The organism is Odoribacter sp. N54.MGS-14, assembly GCF_000980295.1.
GTDB classification, from domain to species: domain Bacteria; phylum Bacteroidota; class Bacteroidia; order Bacteroidales; family Marinifilaceae; genus Odoribacter; species Odoribacter splanchnicus.
Genome location: NZ_LARL01000013.1, coordinates 45,553 through 68,810 on the forward strand (window position 1 = coordinate 45,553; position 23,258 = coordinate 68,810).

16 protein-coding genes and 2 tRNA genes are annotated in these 23,258 nt (G+C 44.8%); 12 read left to right on the top strand and 6 right to left on the bottom strand.

Annotated features, from left to right (window positions below; all coding sequences use genetic code 11):
- Positions 1 to 122: 122 nt before the first annotated feature.
- Together WS42_RS04655 and WS42_RS04660 are read right to left on the bottom strand one after the other, a co-directional pair.
- On the bottom strand, positions 123 to 2,471 hold the full coding sequence (locus WS42_RS04655) for a penicillin-binding protein 1A (RefSeq protein ID WP_022161299.1): 2,349 nt from the start codon (positions 2,469 to 2,471) through the stop codon (positions 123 to 125).
- A 218-nt stretch (positions 2,472 to 2,689) separates the two neighbouring features.
- Positions 2,690 to 3,823, bottom strand: coding sequence for an OmpA family protein (locus WS42_RS04660; protein ID WP_022161298.1), 1,134 nt, complete (start codon positions 3,821 to 3,823; stop codon positions 2,690 to 2,692).
- Between the two features lie 342 nt (positions 3,824 to 4,165).
- On the opposite strand from WS42_RS04660, the gene WS42_RS04665 reads away from it, so the two are divergent.
- Complete coding sequence (locus tag WS42_RS04665) at positions 4,166 to 4,738, top strand: adenylate kinase (protein WP_022161297.1); 573 nt, start codon at positions 4,166 to 4,168, stop codon at positions 4,736 to 4,738.
- 123 nt (positions 4,739 to 4,861) lie between these two features.
- On the opposite strand, the gene WS42_RS04670 is transcribed toward WS42_RS04665, so the two are convergent.
- Positions 4,862 to 6,967 (bottom strand): M3 family metallopeptidase, encoded by a 2,106-nt coding sequence (locus WS42_RS04670; RefSeq protein ID WP_022161296.1) that lies wholly within the window; start codon positions 6,965 to 6,967, stop codon positions 4,862 to 4,864.
- A gap of 247 nt (positions 6,968 to 7,214) precedes the next feature.
- On the opposite strand from WS42_RS04670, the gene rpmB reads away from it, so the two are divergent.
- The 6 genes from rpmB to WS42_RS04695 all read left to right on the top strand — a co-directional run bounded on the left by rpmB (position 7,215) and on the right by WS42_RS04695 (position 11,307).
- The gene (gene rpmB / locus WS42_RS04675; RefSeq protein ID WP_013611174.1) at positions 7,215 to 7,457 is read left to right on the top strand and encodes a 50S ribosomal protein L28; all 243 of its coding nucleotides are present in this window, start codon (positions 7,215 to 7,217) and stop codon (positions 7,455 to 7,457) included.
- Positions 7,458 to 7,468: 11 nt separating this feature from the next.
- Positions 7,469 to 7,657 carry a 50S ribosomal protein L33 gene (gene rpmG, locus WS42_RS04680; RefSeq protein ID WP_013611173.1) on the top strand — a complete coding sequence of 63 codons (189 nt, stop codon included), beginning with the start codon at positions 7,469 to 7,471 and terminating at the stop codon, positions 7,655 to 7,657.
- Positions 7,658 to 7,664: 7 nt separating this feature from the next.
- A complete protein-coding gene (locus WS42_RS15325) occupies positions 7,665 to 7,817 on the top strand; it encodes a DUF4295 domain-containing protein (protein ID WP_013611172.1) in 153 nt (50 codons plus the stop codon).
- 365 nt (positions 7,818 to 8,182) lie between these two features.
- Positions 8,183 to 8,479: an ArsR/SmtB family transcription factor gene (locus tag WS42_RS04685; protein WP_013611171.1), complete on the top strand. Its 297-nt coding sequence runs from the start codon at positions 8,183 to 8,185 to the stop codon at positions 8,477 to 8,479.
- Positions 8,480 to 8,552: 73 nt separating this feature from the next.
- The gene (gene trxA, locus WS42_RS04690) at positions 8,553 to 8,861 is read left to right on the top strand and encodes a thioredoxin (RefSeq protein WP_046402496.1); all 309 of its coding nucleotides are present in this window, start codon (positions 8,553 to 8,555) and stop codon (positions 8,859 to 8,861) included.
- Between the two features lie 10 nt (positions 8,862 to 8,871).
- Positions 8,872 to 11,307, top strand: a complete 2,436-nt coding sequence (locus WS42_RS04695; protein WP_022161294.1) for an FAD-dependent oxidoreductase — start codon at positions 8,872 to 8,874, stop codon at positions 11,305 to 11,307.
- A gap of 55 nt (positions 11,308 to 11,362) precedes the next feature.
- On the opposite strand, the gene WS42_RS04700 is transcribed toward WS42_RS04695, so the two are convergent.
- Together WS42_RS04700 and WS42_RS04705 are read right to left on the bottom strand one after the other, a co-directional pair.
- Positions 11,363 to 11,434 (bottom strand) — tRNA-Met (locus WS42_RS04700).
- 379 nt (positions 11,435 to 11,813) lie between these two features.
- Positions 11,814 to 11,885 (bottom strand) — tRNA-Met (locus tag WS42_RS04705).
- Positions 11,886 to 12,053: 168 nt separating this feature from the next.
- Here WS42_RS04705 and WS42_RS04710 point away from each other — a divergent pair.
- The 5 genes from WS42_RS04710 (at position 12,054) to WS42_RS04730 (ending at position 20,553) form a co-directional block, all read left to right on the top strand.
- Positions 12,054 to 13,010, top strand: a complete 957-nt coding sequence (locus tag WS42_RS04710) for an EamA family transporter (RefSeq protein ID WP_286728272.1) — start codon at positions 12,054 to 12,056, stop codon at positions 13,008 to 13,010.
- Positions 13,011 to 13,021: 11 nt separating this feature from the next.
- Positions 13,022 to 13,555: a GNAT family N-acetyltransferase gene (locus WS42_RS04715; RefSeq protein WP_013611167.1), complete on the top strand. Its 534-nt coding sequence runs from the start codon at positions 13,022 to 13,024 to the stop codon at positions 13,553 to 13,555.
- A 172-nt stretch (positions 13,556 to 13,727) separates the two neighbouring features.
- Positions 13,728 to 14,801, top strand: coding sequence for an NAD(P)H-dependent flavin oxidoreductase (locus WS42_RS04720; protein ID WP_046450789.1), 1,074 nt, complete (start codon positions 13,728 to 13,730; stop codon positions 14,799 to 14,801).
- 85 nt (positions 14,802 to 14,886) lie between these two features.
- Entirely contained in the window at positions 14,887 to 18,336 is a 3,450-nt protein-coding gene (locus WS42_RS04725; RefSeq protein WP_046450790.1) for a hypothetical protein, read from the top strand.
- 42 nt (positions 18,337 to 18,378) lie between these two features.
- Positions 18,379 to 20,553 (top strand): tetratricopeptide repeat protein, encoded by a 2,175-nt coding sequence (locus tag WS42_RS04730; RefSeq protein WP_022161290.1) that lies wholly within the window; start codon positions 18,379 to 18,381, stop codon positions 20,551 to 20,553.
- A 641-nt stretch (positions 20,554 to 21,194) separates the two neighbouring features.
- Here WS42_RS04730 and WS42_RS04735 read toward each other — a convergent pair.
- The gene (locus WS42_RS04735) at positions 21,195 to 23,228 is read right to left on the bottom strand and encodes a transketolase family protein (protein ID WP_022159493.1); all 2,034 of its coding nucleotides are present in this window, start codon (positions 23,226 to 23,228) and stop codon (positions 21,195 to 21,197) included.
- Positions 23,229 to 23,258 lie beyond the last annotated feature (30 nt).

The window sequence follows — 23,258 nt, forward strand, 5'->3', positions numbered from 1 at the left end:
GGGACAATGGAGAAAAGAAGAATAAACTTTCATTCTCCGTTTCTCCAAATTTATGGTAGGTTTGAATAAGTTCATAAAGTCTATGGACCTGCGGGTGTGGCCGGACGGAACCGGAGTTTGTATTATTTCGCCTCTTTCTTCTTAAATAACCGTCGGAAAAATCCTTTCTTTTCTTTGGTTTTTTCTTCGGTAGTTCCGGGATGTTTCACTTTTTCCAGTTTACGGTTCGAGATCTTTTCGAGCAGGTTCAAATGTTCTTTGAAGGTCGGTATTTCCGTTTCTTTTTGCTGAGGTGGTAAGGCAAAAGGGAAGGAGAGTCTGTTCCAAACCTGATAATTCGGGCTCTCCAGGCAATCTTTCATAAACCGGCCGAAAATAGGCATAGCCATATTGGCGCCTTGTCCTAAACGGATGGTGTTGAAATGGATGTTTACATCGTTGGCTCCGACTCTGATTCCGACGACTATCTGGGGATTATATCCGATAAACCAGCCGTCTACCTGATTTTGGGTCGTACCGGTTTTCCCGGCCATTTCATTATGCAGACCGTATACCGAACGCAATCTTTGCCCTGTTCCTTCGTCGATGACTGCCGAAAGCATATTGCTCATTAAATGGGCTTCGTTTTCAGGCAGTACTTGCCGGGGAATTTCGGGCTGAGCTTTGAATATCAGATTACCCTGGCGGTCCTTGATTTCTTCCAGGTAATAAATCGGACGGAGGTTTCCGTTATTGGCAAAAGTCATAAAAGGACGAACCATTTCCTGCAAGGGGATATCGGCTACTCCCAAGGCTAAAGAAGGATAGGGAGGAAGCTCGGAGGTGATACCCAAACGGCGGGCATGATCGATAACGGTGTCTATGCCCGTCTGAAGCAATACTTCGACAGCGATGGTATTGATCGATTTACTAAGGGCTCCTTTCAAGGTGTAATATCCCTCGTAATTGTTGTCCGAATTGCGTGGGGACCAGTCGTCATATTCCGGATAGGTTTTCTGTTCATTTTTGTAATAAGCGTCCAGACGGGTCCCCTGATGTATAGCTGCACTGTATACGACCGGTTTAAAGACCGATCCTACCTGGCGCGGGGCTTCAACCTGGTCGTATTGGAAATATTTATAGTTCAGATCACCGACCCAGGCTTTTACTTTCCCGGATTGTGGTTCCACAGCAATCATTGCCGGATGCAAAATCTTCAGATAATGCTTGATCGAATCGATCGAAGAATAATCTACCCGCATTTCTCCCTCTTCCGGGCTGTATACCAGCATCGCTTTTTTTTCATTCAGAATTTTCAGTATGTCTTTTTCAGCCAATCCCTGATGTTTCAATCGTTGATAGACCGTACTGTTCTGAATAGCATTTTTCAGTATCGCGGGATTTTTGTCCCAGGGTTCTTGTTTACCCAGGTGGATGTAATAGGATTGCTGTAATTTTTTCATGTGCTCTTGAACGGCATTTTCTGCATATTGCTGCATCTCTGCGTCCAGAGTTGTTTTCAGGATAAGACCGTCCTTATATAGGTTGTAGTTCGTACCGTATTTTTCGTTGTATTCTTTGAGGATCCGGTCGGCATCCCGGCGTATTTTTTCGCGTAAATAAGGAGCCAGACCGGAAAAATGGTTGACCGGAATGTAATGCAGCTGTAGTTCTTCCTGCTTTATTTTTTCACCGGTCTCTTCATCCAGATAATCGTATTTCATCATTTGGTCGATTACCGTGTTGCGACGGTTGAGCGCCCTTTCCGGATGCAGACGCGGATTGTAACGCGAAGGTCCTTTGAGCATACCGATCAACGTGGCTGCCTGAGGGATAGTCAGATCGGAAGCAGAGGTTGAAAAATATTTTTGAGCGGCACTCTCGATACCGAATGTATTTTCCCCGAAAGATACCGTGTTCAGGTAAAGGGTGAGGATATCGTCTTTGCTGTAAATGTTTTCCAAACGATGGGCTGTAAACATTTCTTTGAGTTTCACAACCGGTATAAAGGTCACCTGCTGTTCGTCCCGGGGATACAGATTTTTAGCCAATTGCTGACTGAGCGTACTTCCGCCGCCTGAACTACGGTGTCCCAGCAGAACAGTTTTGAAAAATACCCTCAGCATACTGATTTTGTCTACGCCTTCATGTTCGTAAAAACGGACATCTTCGGTCGCGATCAGGGCTTTGACGGCATAAGGGGAAATATGATTGAAATTGACATTGGTACGGTTTTCGACATAATATTTACCGATCAGCAAGTTGTCTTCGCTATACAATTCCGAAGCTTCGTCATTACGGATATCCCGCAATTCGGCATAATCCGGTAGCTTACCCCAAAGACCGGCATATACCGAGTAGACAAATAGAGTGATACCGATTGCGAGAAACAGGATAAATAGCACCCCGTATTTCAATAGCTTGAACTTGTGGTGGTGCCGGTGAGAAGAAACCGCTTTTTTATGTTTTTTCTGATATTGTTTTTGGGCCATATGCTGAAAAGCTAAGCATATAATTCGACTTAGCCGGACAAAAATACAAAATAATTTCTTTTATCGGTCGGACTTCGGCTAGTACCGACATGCCCGCTGGCAGTTTGAAGGGTACGAGGATGAAGTGAAACCTGAAATGCTGGGGGAAAGTGAAGAAAATATTTAAAAGAAAAGTCCGGATGTAAAGTCCGGACTTTATACCTAAGGAAACAGAAGGGTTATTTGATGATTTCAACCATGGCACAACGATTCCATTTGTTGTTGTTTTTGTAGTAAGGTTTTTCTTTACCTACATATTCGATAACCATCCGGTTAGAATTGATGCCGTAATCTTTTTTCAACATATTGGCGACAGCCTCGGCTCTTTCTTGTGAAATCCGGAGATTTACATTGATCGGACCGAATTTATCGGCATAACCTACGATGCGGATTTTGACATCCGGGTTGTTTTTCATGAAAGTTCCGATATTGTAGATCAACGGGTCATAAATATCCTGAACCACGGCGCTATTGAATTTGAACGGGATGGTAGAGGGGATAGATTCTACGATTTCTACATTTTTCGTTTCAACCGGTCTAACCACTTCTTTCTCGATAACTTTGATCTCTGGCGGACGGTTCTGTAACTGAGTCACTTGATTAGCTAATACCAGGTTGGCGGCAGCCATTTCGTCGATGACAGCTTGTTTCGGTGCGGTACGGAAACCTCTGCCTTTGAAATAATAGGTAACCCCTGCAGTAAGTCCACCCAGCCCATCGTTCGGGAAACCACCGGTTTCTACCATCTTATCGTTGAAGATCATGCCCTGGAATTCGATGTTGGCATCGAATCTTTCAGAAATCTTGTATTTGGCTTGAATACCGCCATGGATGGTGAAAGATTGCTGATGTTTCCGGGTCATACCTCCGACACCGAAGAAAGGAACGATATCGAATTTACGGTCGGGGTTGTATTTCGCGAAGAAATTTATCAATCCCATCATAAAGTCGATGTTCATGTGCATATAATGCATGTGTAACATACTTCCGGCATTATCGGTGAAACCGTGTAATGCTCCGCCACCGCCTTGTAACCGTAATCCCCACCAGGGGTTGAACATTTTACCTACAGCCAACTCAGGCATAAAAGTAATCGTGTTTTTAAATTTTGCCTGTGAGGAATGTTCGGCAAAGAAAGCATTCGCTCCAAAATTTGCAGAAACAAACCAGTTATGCCAGAATGGGTTGGCTTCAAATGAGGTTTTGTATCCCGGAAGACGTTGTTCTATAATGACTTCCTCGACTTGCGCCTGGGCCTTTGTTATTCCACATAGACCAGCAACCAAAACAATTAACATTAATCCTTTTTTCATAACATTTTTATAATTAAGTAACTTATAATATTGACATTACATTTCGTTTGTTGTTATTATCTTTTGATTTAAAATAATAGAGGTGTCAATGAACTTGTATTTTAATGTCAAAACTTACCGGAATAACGTAGTTTGGGGGGAGGACGTTTCAAAATAGGGTCAATAAAATGTGAGTTTTTATGATTTTTAACCTTTTACTTTTAAGCTTTACATATTTTTTTTATCTTTGAACTCCGATCGTATTTCTTCCGGGGAGTATGGTCGGAGGAGGATGATTGCTTATTTTTAATCAGATACATATAAAACAAAAGTGGACCCGTCCACAGACAAAAATTGACGAACATGTTAAACATTGCATTATTTGGTCCTCCGGGAGCAGGAAAAGGTACTCAGGCAAAAAAGATTGTAGAGAAATATAATCTGGCCCATCTTTCGACAGGAGATATGATCCGCAAGGAAATTGCGGAAGGAACCGAGTTAGGTAAAATAGCGGAAGAGATTATCGCAAGGGGCGAATTGTTGTCTGATGAATTTGTGGTGAGACTGATCGAAAATAGTATGGTTCAGCATCGGGGAGTGAACGGATTCCTGTTCGATGGTTTTCCCCGTACTGTGGCTCAGGCTGAGATTCTCGACCGGATGTTGGAAAAGGAAGGTACTCCTTTGAAAGGATTGATCTGTATCCATGTCCCTTTCGAAGAATTAAAACGCCGGATGCTCGAACGGGCTAAAATCGAAGGACGGGCTGACGATAACGAAGAGGCGATTGCTAAACGGTTCCGGGAATATAATGATAAAACCGTCCACGTGGCTAATCATTATAAGAAGAAGGGAGTGCATATCGATGTCGAAGGAAATTGTCCGGTAGAGGAAGTGTTCAATGCTATTACGAAAGCGATAGAGGAAATGAAATAAGGTAGATCGGCTTGGTTTCGATCGGAATCCTTTAGAAATGAATCGGCGGAACTCGGGTCGGGAGTCAGTGTTTATCCCGAACGAAGTTCCGCCGATCAGTAAAGTGCCGGTCACGAAAGAACATTATTTTTTCAGTCCTTTTCTTTCCAATAGCGGTTCGATGCCGGGTTCTTTGCCCCGGAATTGTTTATAAAGTTTCATCGGATCGTCCGAACCTCCCCGGGAGAGTATATTTTCCCGGAAAGCTTTGGCTTTCTCCGGATTGAAAATATCTCCGGTTTCCTTGAATGCAGCAAAAGCATCTGCATCCAACACTTCTGCCCAGGTGTAGGCATAGTAGCCTGCCGAATAACCTCCGTTGAAAATATGTCCGAAATAAGGACTGCGGTAGCGGACGGTGATTTCAGGTATTAAACCGATCTTATCCAGTACTTCTTTTTCGAATTTTTCCGCATCGATCGGATCGCTGTTTTGAATAGTGTGGTACGCCATATCCAATAGGGCGGCCGACATAAATTCCGTCACAACGAAACCCTGATTGAAATGACTGCTGTTTTGAATTTTATCGATTAACTCCTGGGGCATCGGTTCACCGGTTTGCCAATGGTGGGTATAGATTTTTAAAACTTCGGGATCTCCGGCCCAGTTTTCCATCACCTGGGAAGGCAATTCGACAAAATCGCGGGCAACCGAGGTGCCTGCCACACTGGGGTAAGTACATTCGGATAGTAGTCCGTGTAAAGCATGCCCGAACTCATGGAATAGGGTACAGGCTTCATCGAAAGTAAGCAAGGCGGGCATATCTCCGGCCGGTTTGGTGAAATTGCAGACATTGGTAATGACCGGACTGGAATTCAATAATTTAGATTGCGGGCGGAAAGCGTCCATCCAGGCGCCGCTGCTTTTACCGGCCCGTGGAAAATAATCGGCATAATATATTCCGATGTGTTTACCGTCGGCATCTTTGACTTCGAATGCCAGGGCTTCGGGGTGGGGAAGAGGAAGGTTGTCGAGTTGTTCGAAAGTCAGGCCATATAACTTGTTGGCTACATAAAAAGCACCTTTACGGACTTCTTCCAGCGGAAAATATTGGCTGATTTCGGTTTCGTTCAACCCGTATTTCTCTTTTTTCAATTTTTCAGCATAATAGCGCCAGTCCCAGGGAGCTAGTTTGAACCGTCCTCCGGTTTTATCGATCATTTTCTGTAGTTCCCGGGCTTCTTGCCTGGAGATCGGTAATGCCGCTTCCCAAATTCGATTACATAATTGATATACGTTCTCCGAATTTTTAGCCATATTATCGTCGAGGACATAGCTGGCATAGTCGGGGAAGCCTAACAGCCGGGCTTTTTGTACCCGTAAAGAAACCATTTTGCTGATGTTGGCCCAATTGTTGTATGCATTGTCCTGACTGCCCCGGTCGATATAGGCTTTGTAGATCTGTTCGCGCAGATTACGGTTGTCTGCATATTGCAGGAAAGGCATAATACTGGGATTCTGCAAAGTGAATACCCATTTCCCTTCCAAACCGTTTTCTTTCGCTGTCTCGGCAGCAGCAGCGATGACACCTTGCGGGAGCCCGCTCAGGTCTTTTTCATTATCGATCACCAACCGGTAGGTATTCGTTTCATGCAATTGGTTGGCTCCGAATTTCAAACTCAGTAAAGCCAGTTCACTATTGATTTTTTTGAATTTTTCCTTGTCTTCTGCCGAAAGATTGGCACCACCACGAACAAAGTTGTTGTAATATTTTTTCAATACCATTTTTTGTTCCGTAGTCAGATTTTCTTTGTCCTGGTTATCGTATACCGTTTTGATCCGGGCAAATAGCTCGGCGTTCAGATTTATACCGTCCGTATGAGCCGTGATTTCGGGCATAATCTCCTCTGCAATGGCATTGATCGAATCGTTCGTATTGGCTTCCCGGAGATTGAAAAACACATAAGATACCTTGTTTAACAACTGCCCCGATTTTTCCATGGCCTCGACGGTATTGGCAAAAGTGGGAGCTTCCGGATTTTTCAGGATGGCCTGAATTTCTGCTTCCTGTTCTTTTATCCCTTCCCGGAAAGCCGGAAGGTAATGACGATTCTGAATTTTGTCGAAAGGAGGCACTTCGAAAGGAGTATCGAATGGGATTAAAAACGGATTGTCCGTAACCGGTTGGGGATGATTGCAGGATTGCACCACTATTCCTGCAAAACAAATGACATACATAATTTTTTTCATAAAAGTGAGGTAAAATTGTTTTTGATCTTTACACACAAAGATAGCTATTTAATAGGCTAAAGTGCAAATAAACGGATAAATATAGTAAAAACGGGGACTGCGGACAGTTATTGTTCCCAGTTTGAGGCAGGTATAAATCCATGACGGGGAAATTATTCGAACTTTTTTTGTAAGACATTTGCTTATCTGAAAAAAATGTATTTCCTTTGCATCCTGTTTGGAAAGCGTTTATAAAAAATACTGAGAGATGTCAAGAGTTTGTCAAATAACCGGAAAAAGAGCAATGGGTGGAAACCATGTATCTCACTCTAAAAGAAGAGTAAAGAGAACATTCTCGATCAACCTGTTCAAGAGAAATTTTTATTGGCCAGAAGAAGACAGATGGATTCGCCTGAATGTTTCAGCCGATGGTCTTCGTTTGATTAATAAAAGAGGTTTAAATGCATGTTTAAAAGATGCTACTGCTGCTGGATTAATTAAAACTATTTAAAATCACTGACGATGGCAAAGAAAAGCAAAGGAAACAGAGTGCAGGTGATTCTTGAATGTACTGAACAAAAAGAATCCGGCGTGCCAGGAATGTCCCGGTACATCACTACCAAGAATAGAAAGAATACTCCTGAAAGATTGGAACTGAAAAAGTACAATCCGTATTTGAAAAGAGTAACGTTACACCGTGAAATAAAATAATTGAACTATGGCAAAGAAAACCGTTGCAACATTGAAAACCGGAGATGGTCGTGGTTATGCAAAAGTAATCAAAATGGTTAAATCTCCGAAAACTGGTGCCTATATGTTCAAAGAACAAATGGTTACCACCGATCAGGTAAAAGAAGTATTGAAGAAATAAGATGTTTCTTTTATATAAAAGAAAAGCGCTTTATCAAAAAGCGCTTTTTTATTTGCCTTACGTTTATATAAACGTTCATGTATAAGGTAGGCCGATAGTTACAAGAGGAATGGTTGCCTGTGTTATTTTAGCAGGCTTGTATTCATGCGGGAAACATGATGTTTATAAGGGGATGGGCAAGACAAGGTGGAATTTTTGAACTGCCTTTGAAAGGATTTTATGAGGCAGTTCTTTTTTTGAGATTACGGATAGAATGTTAAAAAATACTAATATTCGGTTTTTCTATTTATATATAAATATATGTTTATATATTTGTACTGTGAAATGACAGAGAATAGGACACTTTATAAACTTTAGACGGCTTTATGGGAACACAATGTTTTACGAAAGAAGAGCTTGAACATATCGCTTATGCCTTGAAAGCGGTAGCACATCCGAATCGGTTGGCTATCATTTGTCTGTTGTCCAGGAACGAGGAATTGAATGTTTCGGAAATCTGTGAACAGATGGCTTGTAGCCAGGCGTTGATTTCCCATCATTTGACGGATATGTATGCAAAAGGTATTCTTCAAATCCGGCGTGAAGGACGTAACGCCTATTACCGTCTGGCCGACGATCGGGTGACTAACGTGATGCGTTGTATGATGAAGGCTGGAGGTTGAGAAACCGGAAGCTATTTTTTTATTTATTATATAAATGTATGTTTGAATATTTAATTATAAAAAGGAGGTTCTTATGGAAAAATTTGAAGAGTTTATAAATAGTGAGACACCGGTATTGGTGGACTATTTTGCGACCTGGTGTGGTCCGTGTAAAATGATGCATCCGATATTGGATGAATTGAAAGAGCGTTTGGGGGATAAAGTCCGAATTTTGAAGATAGATGTAGACGTTCCTGCCAATCGTCAAAGTGTTTACGCTTATCAGATCCAGTCTGTACCGACTTTGATGCTTTTCAAAAAAGGACGGATGTTGTGGCGCCAGAGTGGGGTAGTCAGAGTCCCTCGATTGGAAGAAATAATCAAACCCTATTTAGCCTCTTAAATTACCGGACATGAAGTATATGATTATCGGCGGAGTTGCCGGTGGTGCGTCTACGGCGGCTCGTTTGAGAAGATTGGATGAACAGGCTGAAATAATACTGTTTGAAAAAGGAGAATACATTTCATATGCGAACTGTGGATTACCTTATTATATCGGTGGGGTGATCGAAGAAAGAGAGCGTTTATTTGTACAGACTCCCGAAAGTTTCAAAGCCCGTTTTAATATCGAAGTTCGGATAAAATCGGAAGTAAAAGCGATCGAGCCTGAAAATAAACAGGTCGTTATAAAAGATTGGGCTACAGGAAAGACATATCGGGAGTCGTTCGATAAATTGGTATTGTCACCGGGCGCCGAGCCGGTACTTCCACCTTGGGAAGGGATTCGGACCGAAGGTATTTTTACCCTCCGGAATGTGGCTGATACAGATCGGATCAAAGCGTGGGCCGGCCGTCAGGAAGTGAAGAAAGCCGTTGTCGTCGGAGCTGGTTTTATCGGACTGGAGATGGCGGAAAATCTTCATGAGCTGGGTATACAAGTGACTGTTGTCGAGATGGCGGATCAGGTGATGACACCTGTCGATTTCGAGATTGCCGCAGTAGTTCATCAGCAGTTTAAAGATCGAAAAGTGGGGTTATTGCTTCAGGAAGCGGTGGCTGCTTTCTGCAAAACAGAGAACGGATTGCAAGTAGAATTGAAAAGTGGTAAAGCCTTACAGGCCGATTTGGTCATATTGTCTATCGGCGTGCGTCCCGATAACCGTTTGGCTAAAGAGGCCGGATTGAAGATCGGGGAAACCGGTGGTATTTGGGTGAATGAATATTTGCAGACTTCCCATCCGGATATCTATGCCGTAGGAGATGCGATCGAATTCCCCCATCCTGTAAGTGGGCGTCCGTCGCTTTCTTTTTTGGCTGGTCCGGCAAATAAACAAGGACGGATATGTGCCGAAAATATCGTGGATGGAAATATACGGCCTTACAAGGGAGCTATCGGGACAGCGATCGCTAAAGTGTTTGATCTGACGGTCGGGGCAACCGGATTGTCGGCGCGGGTACTTGAACGGTTGGGAATAACCTGGCAGGAAGCTATCGTTCATGCCGGTTCGCATGCCGGTTATTATCCGGGAAGTATTCCGATGACTTTGAAGATTAATTTTTCCCCGGAAGATGGAAAATTACTGGGAGCTCAGGTGGTTGGGATAGACGGAGCGGATAAACGCCTGGAAATGTTGGCTGCAGTCATTCGTACCGGTGGTTCGGTTCAGGACTTGATGGAATTGGATCAGGCTTATGCACCACCTTTTTCCTCGGCGAAAGACCCGGTGAATATGTTGGGATTTGTAGCCGATAACAGGATGCGGGGTAAAGTGAAAATGATCGGTTGGAAAGAGTTGGAAGCGTGGGATAAGAATACCCTGACTTTAGTGAATGTATGTTCGGAAGAGGAATGTGAGCTGAATACGATCGAAGGGGCCGTCAATATTCCTTTGAATGAATTACGTGAACGTCTGGGAGAACTTCCGAAAGGGCGTCCTGTGGTCGTGTTCTGTGCCGTAGGATTAAGAGGATATATAGCTGCCCGAATCCTGATGCAAAGAGGGTATGAAGTTTACAATCTGAGCGGTGGTTTAAAGACGTATAAAGCGGTTACCGTCCGGCAGAGCAATGAGATTTTACCGGAGACTTTACAGAAAGAACAGAGTCGGTCGGGTGGAGGAGGCCGACACCTGACCGTGGATGCTTGCGGATTGCAGTGTCCGGGACCTGTGATGAAACTGAAAAGTGAAATGGAGGGTTTGAAGATCGGGGAGAGGCTCGAGATTACAGCTACCGATCCCGGTTTTGTCAGGGATGTCGGGTCATGGGCTAAAATGACCGGCAATCGGTTGGTGCAGGTGGTACAGGAAAAAGGAATCATTACGGCTACCCTGGAAAAAGGAGAAGGAGGACAGGGAGGCGGGAAGGATGGTGTTTCCGCTGACGGAAAGACCATTGTCGTTTTTAGTGATGACTTGGATAGGGCGTTGGCTTCGTTCGTGATAGCCGATGGGGCAGCTTCTGCCGGACGTAAAGTGACGTTGTTTTTTACCTTTTGGGGATTGAATGTGATCAAGCGGAAAGCTACTGTACCGGTAAAGAAAGATATGGCTGGAAAGCTGTTCGGTATGATGTTGCCTTCGGGGAGTCGTAAGCTGGCTTTGTCCAAACTGAACTTGGGAGGGATCGGTTCACGGATGATGCGGGGAATGATGAAAAATAAAAAGATAGATTCTCTGGAGACTCTGATGGAGCAAGCGAAAGCGAATGGGGTAGAGTTTATCGCCTGCCGGATGTCGATGGAGGTTATGGGAATAAAAGCCGAAGAATTATTGGACGGAGTGAAAATCGGAGGTGTGGCTACCTATCTCGAAAGAGCCGAGCAAGCCAATATCAATCTTTTCATTTGAAATTCCGTCCCTGAATCCGAAAAAAAGAGATTAGCATTTGCTAATCTCTTTTTAGTAGCGGGGGCCCGACTCGAACGAACGACCTTTGGGTTATGAGCCCAACGAGCTACCACTGCTCCACCCCGCAATCTCGGTCAATACTTTCTGTATTGCGGGAGCAAAGATAGCTCTTTATTTCTTTCATACAAATTTTTCACTATATATTTTGGAACTCCGAAGCTTCCCCGTTTGCTGGATGTCCCGGGTTGATTCATCGGGGAAATACGGCAGGATGCATTTGGGTGGGGGAGAATGAGACGAGGGGACAAGTAATTCATTTTACGGTATATGAAATCCGGTTGACGAACGGATGGGACGGGCTCAAAGCCGGGGAGAAATAATTACGGTTGAAATTGTCGAGCCTTAAAAGAAGAACTCCGGGACGGACCTTTCGTCCCATTTCCGGACGAAAGGTCCGTCCCTGAATCCGAAAAAAAAGAGATTAGCATTTGCTAATCTCTTCTTAGTAGCGGGGGCCCGACTCGAACGAACGACCTTTGGGTTATGAGCCCAACGAGCTACCACTGCTCCACCCCGCAATCTTGGTCAATACTTTCTGTATTGCGAGTGCAAAGGTAGTGTTTATTTTTTATAATCCAAATATTCGGGAAGAAAAATTATTCTTAGTTTTTGTTAAAATCGGATTTTGTGCTGTAATTTTGTATACATTTGCATGAAAATCGGTGAGTTATCCAAATAATGAAAGTATGATGTATCGGTTGAAAGGGTTAATATATGGGGTAATTTCCTCTGCAACATTCGGTTTGATTCCACTTTTTGCACTTCCGGCGATTCGTAATGGGATCGGTGTGGATTCGGTAATGTTTTATCGGTTCGGTATTTCGGCTTTGGTATTGGGGCTTTGGTTGGTTATCCGGCGGTACGATCTGCGGATATCGGGACGGGAATTGTTCACTCTGGCCGGATTGGGTATTTTTTATGCTATGACCGCTTTGTTGCTGACTATTTCTTATTTGTATATTCCGAGTGGTATTGCAACGACGATTCATTTTCTTTATCCGGTGGTTGTGACGACCGTTATGATCCTCTTTTTTAAAGACAAGGTTTCTGTTCCGGTCATCGGAGCTACTTTGATGGCTATCTTAGGGGTATATCTGCTGAGTAATAACGGGACTGCCGGAACGGTGAGTCTGAAAGGGTTGTTGCTGGTTTTGACAACGGTCGTTACTTATGCCCTTTATATTGTGGGTGTAAACAAATCCTGTGTACACCGGATGGATGGTTTGAAGCTCACTTTTTATGTGCTTTTGGCAGGGGCTATGGTGTTCGGTTTGAATTTATCGGTGAAGGGAGTACCTTTAGATCCGATTCCGGATTGGGAAACAGGAGTATATTTGTTATTATTGGCTTTGATTCCGACATTGGTTTCCGATTTTACGTTAATCTTATCGGTACAGCATGTCGGCTCGACGACTACGGCTGTATTGGGATGTATGGAACCGTTGACTGCCGTATGTATGGGTGTCTGGTTTCTGCACGAAAGCCTGGGCTTTTGGCAATTTGCAGGGATTGTGATTATTTTGTCGGCGGTATCGGTTGTCATTCTGGCCAATAGTAAAGACGGATTCAGGCCTCGGCGTTTGATTCCTTTGAAATTGCGGAAAGCGGTTCGATGGATAAAGCCAATCAATTTCAGTCATTAAATATTGCTCTTATGGTTACTTTAAAAAGAATTACGCAGGCGGAAGATGAAGCTTTCCGGAAATTAACGGCCCTTTATACCGAAGCCTTTCCGGTAGAAGAAAGGCGGGAGATCGGTCAGCTCGGAGAGTTGCTGCATACCGAACCTGCCATGTATTTCAATGCAGTGGAATGTGACGGTCAGCTTGCCGGGTTGTTTGTTTATTGGGATTTCGGAAGTTTTTATTACCTCGAACATTTGGCTGTTTTTGCTGAAATGCGGAATAAAAAGATCGGACAACAGATTCTGGATTGGGTGAAAGAACAGCTGCAAGGGGTGAGATTACTCGAAGTAGAGCCTGCAGAAACGGAGATGGCTACCCGGAGAATCCATTATTATGAGCGGAACGGTTATCGGATTTTAGACCGGAATTATTTACAACCTCCTTATGTGAAAGGGGGGAAAGATTTTCCGCTCTGGGTGATGGGGAACGGGAGCGGACAGTCGGCAGAAGTATTGAACCGGCAAATACAGACCATCAAAGACAAGGTATATTACCGTCTGTAATATTTATTTTTACAACATACCGGAAAGTAGAAAAATACCTGAGATCGAATCATTATCTTTGACTTCAAGATAAGGGTAAAACAAGGTCAACGGCATCGGAAAAGTCAACTGACTGTTTGGATGTCGTTGACCTTTTGTTTTGGTCTTTTGAGAATTATATAATACACTTTTTATGTTATTAAAAACGTTGAAAATCGGTAATCTTTCTATTCAGGTGCCGATTATACAGGGAGGCATGGGAGTTGGAATCTCCCTTTCAGGTCTGGCCTCTGCTGTTGCAAATGAAGGTGGGGTCGGAGTGATTTCTGCTGCAGGACTTGGGGTAATTTATAAGAATTTGTCCAAAAATTATCTGGAAGCGAGTATATTGGGACTGAAAGAAGAGCTGAGCAAAGCCCGTCAGAAAACCCAGGGAGTCATTGGAGTAAATATTATGGTGGCTCTTTCGAACTTTGCCGATCTGGTCAGGACGGCGATTGCCGAGAAAGCCGATATTATTTTTGCCGGCGCGGGAATGCCGCTGAATTTACCCTCCTTTCTGCAAAAAGACAGTACCACTAAATTAGTACCGATCGTTTCTTCGGGGCGGGCTGCCAAGCTGATCTGTGAGAAATGGAAAAGTATTTACAATTATTTGCCGGATGCTTTGGTGGTAGAAGGTCCGAAAGCCGGAGGACATCTGGGATTCAAAAATGAGCAGATCGATGACGAACATTATCAACTGGAAACCATTTTACCCGAAGTGATTCAGGAAGCTCATGAGATAGAAGAAAAATACGGCCGTAAGATTCCGGTGATCGCTGCCGGTGGGATTTATTCCGGCGACGACATCCGAAAAATCATGGAGTTGGGAGCCGACGGCGTACAAATGGGTACCCGTTTTGTGACTACCGAAGAATGTGATGCTTCGGATGTTTTCAAACAAACTTACCTGAATGCACACGAAGAAGATATTCAAATCATAAAAAGTCCGGTAGGGATGCCGGGAAGGGCGATTTTCAGTAATTTTATCCAAAAGATCAAAGAGGGGAAAAAACAACCGAAAGTGTGCCCTTTCAATTGTATTAAAACCTGTGATATCAGTAAGAGTCCGTATTGTATCATTACGGCCTTGTACAACGCTTTTCGGGGAAATATGGAAAATGGTTATGCCTTTGCCGGAGCCAATGCATTCAAGGCTACGAAAATTATGTCTGTGAAAGAAACTTTCCGTTCGTTGCTGGAAGAATTCAACCGCACAAAATAAACCGTATTTTTGCTGGATTTCTTAAATATTTACCTATATTTGAAAAGATCAAAATTACTTTCAAAATAGGTAAATAGTAGAACATATGGATCAAGATAAAGCCCAGCAATCGATCGATACGCTATCGGAAAAAGTGAATGGAGTAGTCAGAAGTGTGCGGGTGAGCTGTAGTCCTGAAAATGATTACCGGGGGGAGAAAGACTATCGTTCTGTATTCGGCGTACAGGAAATAGAATGTTTGTATGTGGATACGGAAGTATTGAATAAACAGTTTGAAGGTGAACCCTGGGAGGGGAAGATGACTGTCCGTTTGTTTCGCCTGGAGAACGGCAAAGGACAGTGCTTGTCTGTGAAAGAGAGCGGAATAAAAGTAGAGCGTCAGGATGCTTTGCCGGTGTATGAAGAGCGGATAGACCGCGCAGATTTACCGGAACAGGCCTGGAAACAGGGGATATATCGTATCTTGGCGGATATCGACGGAGTGGCCGGACAATCAGAAGATCTGTATATCGTCCCGGGGGAGGGGAAACCCGAAAAATATTTTCGCATCCTGCATGCCGGTCTGGACCGTTTTTGTGAAGAAACCGAGTCCGAGGCTCAGAAACGTCCTCATTCTTTCCGGATGTTCGATGCCACCCGATTGAAAAATATCCGTTTCTTCCTGATGGCCCAAAACCTGCTGGGGGGAGAGTGGGTATATGAATTCGTTATCCGGGTGGTAGACCGTAGGGGGAGTATCAAAGCCATGCAGATCGTAAAATCCGCCCAATATATCAAGGATCAGGCCGGGAATAGTATTCTTTGTTTTGCTGTCGATCTGGGGAGTCAGGAAGATTTCGTCACTCCGGGAGAATATACCGTGATGGTTTCCTGTTTCGGACAGACGGTCCTGAAGATGGGCTATGGAATAGGTCATAAAGATATTCCTTATGATTTCGAGCAGGAGATACTGGCCGATGGTGGAGAAGTGGCCGTGAAGCAAAATCTGAATCCGGTATACACCGCTAAAGATAAAGATGAAATCCTCGACCGTTTGTATCGTTTGGTGGGGTTGCGTAAAGTGAAAGAAGAGATAACCCGGATCATAGAGTACGTCGAATTTATCCGTCTCCGGCGGGAGAATGGCTTCAGCGATACTTTTCCTCAATTGCATCTGATCTTTACCGGATATCCCGGTACCGGTAAAAATACCGTGGCGGAGATGGTGGGAGAATTGTATCAGAAATTAGGGCTTTTGAGTCACGGCCGGGTGAATCATTACAGCCGTCGTGATTTGGTGCGTGAAGGCACTGCTGCAGAAGAGCAATTGGTTCGGCAGGCCCTGAAAAACAGTATAGGGGGGATTCTGTTTGTCGATCAGGCCGGAGATTTATTTCATCCCGAAGATCCGAACGATCGGGGGGTGATCGCTTTAGGAATATTGTACGGTATACTGACCAGGGAAAAACCGGAAGTTTTGGTTATTCTTTCCGATATCGATGAAGAGATGACTGTTTTGCTGGAAGCTTTTCCCGATTTGCAGAAGCTTTTTCCGCGCCGGCTTTGTTTCGAAAATTATAGTCCTGAGGAATTGATGGAAATCGCCCGGTTCAAACTGGAAAAACTGCAATTCCGTTTTACGCCGGGAGCAGAAGAGAAATTTTATAAACAGTTGAAAATAGCTTGCCGGGCCAATGAGGTGGATTTTACCAACGGACGTTACATCGACGAACAGCTCGAACAGGCTTCGGCCCGGATGTCGGCCCGTCTGATGGCGAACCGCTGCGGAGAGTATAAGAAGGAGGACCTGATGCTGATTACGGAGGAAGATATCGTAACTTTACCCGAGGGAGACCCTGGCAAAGCATTGGAAAAACTCAAGGCGATGATCGGTCTGGGGGCATTGAAACAAAGTATTGTACAACATCTGAGTTACGTATATTTTATCCGGGAAAGGCAAAAACATGGTTTCGACGATACCCTTCCTCCCCTGAATATGATCTTTAGCGGTAATCCCGGTACGGGGAAGATGACTGTCGCTAAGATGATGGGAGAAATTTATCATTCGGTGGGTATTCTGTTGCGTCCGAATGTGACGGTACAGGACGGACGTCAGCTCACCGGAGATGGAGGGCTGACTCCCCAACAGGGGGCCGAAGTGTTGATGAACGGTGCGGCCGGAGGTATTCTATATATCGACCATGCCGATGTATTGCCCCGGAGTGAATGGGGATTGGCCCTGTTCGAGGCTTTATTGTCGAATTTATCGACCGAGGAATGCGGGGATACGATCGTGGTTTTAGGCGGATATCCCGAAAGAGTCGATAAGATGCTGGAGATGAATCCCGCTTTAAAGAATTATTTTCCTTATGTATTTTCGTTCAACGATTATACGCCCGAAGAACTGATGCAGATCGCTGAAAATAAACTGAAAGAAAAAGCTTATGTATTTCATCCCAAGGCACGGGAAGTATTCGGTGAGCTGATCCGGAAAGCTTATGAAAACAGAGATAAGAATTTCGGTAATGCGCTTTTCGTTGAAAAAGTCGTGGCAGCGGCTATTCGTCATATGTCCGAACGGACGATGAAAATCCGTCAGGAACGGGAGCTGACCCGTCAGGAGATGACTACCATCCGCAAAGACGATATACCGGTCGATAGTTTTGAACTTCCAAAATTGGAAAGGGATGTATTCGATGAAGAGGAGATCGGCCGGGCATTGGAAGAGCTGGATAAAATGGTCGGACAAACGGGAATAAAAAAACAGATCCGTGATTTTGTAGAGCTGGCGCGTCATTATAGCCACGAGGGGGTAAAATTGAGCAGCCGGATGTCCCTGCAATGGTGTTTGACCGGTAATTCGGCCATGGGAAAGGGAACGGTAGCCCGGATCATCGCCCGTCTTTACAAAGCCATGGGGATCGTCGATAAGGGACAGGTATTCGATTTTAAGGTGGAAAGAATGATCGGACTGATGGAAGACGAGGCTCAGCGTAGTATCGGGGAAGCGTTGGTGAAATCCAGCGGAGGTATCTTGCTTTTCGATGAAGATTCACCCAAATTGAACGAAGCTGTCGGCTTCCGTGAAAGAGTACGTGCTCTCCTGATGAATCAGATGGCCGAACATCCCGGAAGTTATATTATCATCTATGCAGAACCCCGGAACAGGGTATCGGGTATCAACGGAGACGCCGAACACATGTCGGATTTGGTCAATGTACTGGTCTTCGAAGATTATACGAAAGAAGAGTTGATGATTATTCTGAAACGTCGTCTGGAGAAAGAACGAATGAAAATGACAGCGACAGCCCGTCAGTATATGACTGTTTTTATCGGTTCGCTGGTTGCGACCGAGGAACGCAGTCATGCCAGTTCGCGCCTGATGCGGATCGTAGCCGATCTGATTGTCCGCAATTGTCTGCAACGGATGGCAAAGAGTAACCGGACGAGTACAGTAAAAGAGGTGATTTCTGTTCAAAAACAGGATGTGGCTATGTTTACCGAAGCTTTTGTGGCAGGAGTAATGAACGAACGGAAAAGAATCGGATTCATTTGAATCGGGCAGATAAGAAAGTAGAACGATATAAAGAGATTGGAAATGAAAAAGCAAATGATATTGTGGACTTGTATGCTGTTATTGGTATTGGTAGGATGTAAGAAGGACGATGTGCAGTATACAGACCGGTATGAACTGAAAGGAAAAGTAGAGAAAGGACCTTTTGTCAGAGGATCGGAGGTTACGGTTTATGAATTGAGCGAACGGCTTGAACGGACCGGAATCAGTTATACGAAGACCGTACAGGACGATCAGGGAAATTTCGATTTCGGTATTTTGGATATCCGGTCTCCTTATGTAGAAATTGTGGCGACAGGAGCTTTTTATAATGAGCTGACCGGCGAACAGACCTCCGGATCGTTGAGTTTGCGTTCGATTGCAGATCTTTCGAATCAGAAATCGGTGAATGTGAATGTATTCACTCATCTGGAAACCCGACGATTATTGGAGTTGAACGGTGGAGAAAAGCGCTTTAAAGCCGTCAGTCAGCAGGCACATGGAGAAGTGTTGAAGGCCTTCGGGTTGCAGAGATTCGAGATGGATGAGGTGAATACCTATTCACTGACAGATGGAATCAAAGGAGCGGGTAGTTTGTTGGTGGTGTCGGCTTCTCTGTTGAAGGATAAAACCGAGACCCGGTTTGCGGAATATTTGGAAGGGTTGTGTGAAAAGTTGAAGGAAACCGGTACGCTTCCGGACGATACGAAGGAAGAAATCCGTAAAAATGCAGTGAGTATCGATTGGACAAAGGTTGCTGAAGGATTAGTTGCAAAGTATAAGGAAACCGGCCTGGAAATTACTGTGCCCGATTTGAGTTATTTTATCGACTGGGACGGCGATGGAGAAGCCGGAAATGAATTCGGAGGGATCGTAGGCGATAAAAAATTGAAATTCAAGACCGATACTTTACGGGTAAGTCAGGATGGGGGAGAATATGCTGTAGATATCCTGGCTAATTTATCTTATGATTTTACTTATCCCGGTATGGAAGAAGAAGAAGTGCCGAAATCCGGGGTGGAGGTAGATAAATTATTCCAGTTCAAGTCAGAGGAAATGGATTATACAGTGACGCTCGATAAGGTGCAGGGGCAGCTTAAACTGACGGTACAGCCGGCAAAAGGATATTGGATCCGGGATGAACGCATTACTTTGTACAGCCTGGATGGTGAAGTAAGCGCCACCCTGCTGATTACTCAGGACGGAGATATGAATAAGTTCGAAGTACCTGAAGGAGTCGAAGAAGCGGTGAGCGGCATATTGGGGAGTATCCGTGAAGCCTGTGATTATATGTATACGATAGAGGCTTATTATACGCAATGTTTCCCGGAACCACAAAACAAGTGGCAGAAATATTACCGGCATGAAAAAAGTGTCATGGCCGATATAGACTTGAAGCGGGCCTGGGAGGTGGCTTATAAAGCTATTGCCAGTGCCAATAATGGGTATGATATCCTGGAGAAGGAAAAAATGGGTAACCTCTGTTCGCCTCAGTTTAAGTTGTTGCGTTCGATCATGTATTATCCGCTGATCGTATTGTGGGGAAACATTCCTTATCCGGAACATTTTTCGACGGCGGCGGCACCCCGGTTGACAGAGCAAAAAGCTTACGAGAAGTTGGCTGCGGATCTGGAGGAGATCCATCGGCTGATACTGGACTGGAGAAGTGCTGAATATCAGGATTACATCGGTATCGGTGAACTGATGCTGGGAAAAGTGTATATGCAATTGGGAAGATACAATGAAGCGAAAAGGGGCTTGGAGATATTTTTGAAGAATGAAGGGTATGCCTTTAATGCCAGCCGCAAAGAGGCCTTGAATAGCGGTTCTAAAGAACTGGTATTCGGGTTGGATCTGCTGGATTATCCTTCGGTATATACCAGTGAGATTGCAGATCACCGATATTTACCTGTCGGTAGCTATACCGAGGCTTTGTTATTGCTGGCCGAATGTACGAATCGTATCGGTGACCGGGCGAAAGCTATGGATTATCTGAATCAGGTCCGGAAAAACTACCGTTTGTCTGAAGCGACAGATTTCGACCAACAGTTGAAAGCTACCTGGAAAGAATTGTTGAAGGGGGAATTCGCTTATTTCGCTTTTTTAAAACGGAACGATCTGTGTGAAAAAGAACTCGGAATCGAAGCCTGGCAAAAGCTCTTGCCATTCCCTGAGTCGGAAGTCGGTTTAGGTGGGGCAGAACAGAATCCGGGGTATTGATCGTTTTATAGTTGCAACGGTTACAGCAGGTAGATTTGTTTGCTGAAACCGTTGTAATTGTTGCCTCCTTTTAACTATTAAAGAAGTAGAATTATTCCGCTCTTTATTCGTCTTCGGTGTTCGTGTTCGGGGAACCGGTCGCCCAACTATCCATAATCCGATAGAGGTGAGCCGGTATTTTATTCTATAAAATTTTTCTAATTCTCCCTTTGCCAAGTCGTGTTAATGTGAGATGCAGGGTTTTATGCCGGAGGACCATTGGAGCAGGAACGAGTGTCCGGTTAGGGTTTCCGAACGCCCGACCGGTGGTGTCTGATGGAAACGTAACGTAAAGTTTTTTGTGTAGTGAGGAGTTCCGCCGGTCAGTGAAGGAAAGCCTTACCGGACCGGTCCGGGCGACCGGGTCTGACGACACAGAACCCGAAATCGGAATAGAAAGAAAAAATTAATTCTACCATAAATTTGGAGTGACGGAGAATTAGAGTTTACTTTACTTTTCTCTATTGTTTGGCAAACTTTTATTTCCCTGTAACTAAAAACGGTGCAATGTTTTAAAACTAAACATTACACCGTTTTAACTATTTTCACCATTTTAAGAAATTATGTTTTATAAAACTATTTCTTTTGGTGTTGTCAAGGAATTATTTTCCGAGCATTTCGCAAATTTCGTTGTATACAAACTCTCCGGTAAAGCCGAACTTTTCGTCCAGTACTTTGGCCGGGGCAGAATATCCGAAGTGATTTACGCCGTGGATTTTGCCGTTACATCCGACCAATCCTTCCAGAGTTACCGATAAACCGGCGGTCAGGCCGAAATGAGGCGTAGAGGCCGGAATGACTTCTTCCTGGTAAGCGGTCGGCTGCTGACGGAATAAACCTTCCGAAATAGCCGATACAACCTGTGAAGCGATACCTTTTCTTTCGAGTAACAACTTGGCGGCATCGATCAGGGTGGCCACTTCCGATCCGGATGCGATTAGGATCACTTTGGGATTTTCACCGTTTTTCTGTACGATGTAAGCTCCTTTTTCTGCTTTTAAAGCTTCGGTATAACGGTCGGTTGCGGCCGGCAGATCGTTGATATTCTGACGGGACAATACGAGAGCCGTCGGAGTTTCGGTATTTTCCATCGCCATTTTCCAGGCCACCGAAGTTTCGGCTGCATCGGCCGGACGTAAAGCCAGCATGCTCATTTTTCCGGCGTGGTTCTGCATTTTTTCCAGCAGACGCAACTGGGCTTCGTGCTCGATCGGCTGGTGGGTAGGACCGTCTTCACCGACCCGGAAGGCATCGTGGGTCCAGATGTATTTAACCGGCATCTGCATCAGAGCCGATAAACGGAAAGCCGGCTTCATATAATCGGAGAATACAAAGAAGGTTGCACAGGCAACATGAATACCGCCATGAAGGGCGATACCGTTACAGATTGCAGCCATAGTCAACTCGGCAACTCCGGCTTGCAGGAATTTACCGCTGAAATCTCCTTTCACTAGGTTGCGGGCTCCTCCTTTGATAAAACCGTCTGTCTTATCTGAATTGGAAAGGTCGGCAGAGCTGACGATCATATTTTCAACTTCCTGTGCCAGTGTAACCAATACATCGGCTGAAGCCTGACGGGTTGCTATATTGGCTTTGTGTGCAATAGCTTTATAATCGATAGCAGGCGCTTCTCCCGACATAAACCGATGGAATTTGGCTGCTAATTCCGGGTTGGCTTTTTCCCAGGCAGCTTGTTCGGCTTTTTTCTGTTTGGCCTGAGCCCGTTTCTCTTCCAGTACCTGCGCATAATATTCCTGTACATCCGGGAAGATAACGAATGGATTCTGAGGATCTCCGCCCAGGTTAGCCACCGTATTTTCAAAAGAAGCTCCGGCAGCGCTCAGCGGTTGTCCGTGAGTTGATACTTTGTTGGAGAAATCTTCTTCGTTGGCACCGACAGCTCCTTTCCCCATCAGGGTGTGTCCGATGATGAGTGTAGGGCGTTCTTTTTCTTCCTGTGCCACTTTCAGGGCCTGACGGATTTCTGCTGCATCGTTGCCGTCGATGGTGATGACCTGCCATCCCCAGGCTTCATATTTTTTGGCTGTATCTTCGTGGGTTACTTCATCCACTTTGGTAGAAAGCTGGATATTATTCGAGTCATAGAACATGATCAGGTTAGCGAGTCCGAGTGTACCGGCAATACGTCCTGCACCTTGGGAGATCTCTTCCTGAATGCCACCGTCCGAGATGAAAGCATAGGTCTTGTGGGCCATCCATTCACCGAAACGGGCTACCAGAAAACGTTCGGCGATAGCTGCTCCGACGGCCATGGCATGTCCCTGACCCAGAGGACCTGAAGTATTCTCTACACCCCGTTTTACGTCTACTTCGGGATGACCGGGAGTGATGCTGCCCCATTGACGGAAGTTTTTCAGATCTTCCATGCTATATTTACCAATCAGGCTCAACGTTGCATAAAGCATCGGTGACATATGACCCGGGTCCAGGAAAAACCGATCCCGGTTTACCCACTCGGCATCGTCCGGATCGAAATTCAGAAATTCAGAATATAGCACGTTGATGTAATCGGCACCACCCATCGCTCCTCCGGGGTGACCTGATTTTGCTTTTTCAACCATTGAGGCTGCCAGAATTCGGATGTTGTCCGCCGCTCTGTTGGTAGTTGTATTCATGATATAAATTTAAAATAGATTTTTGGTTTT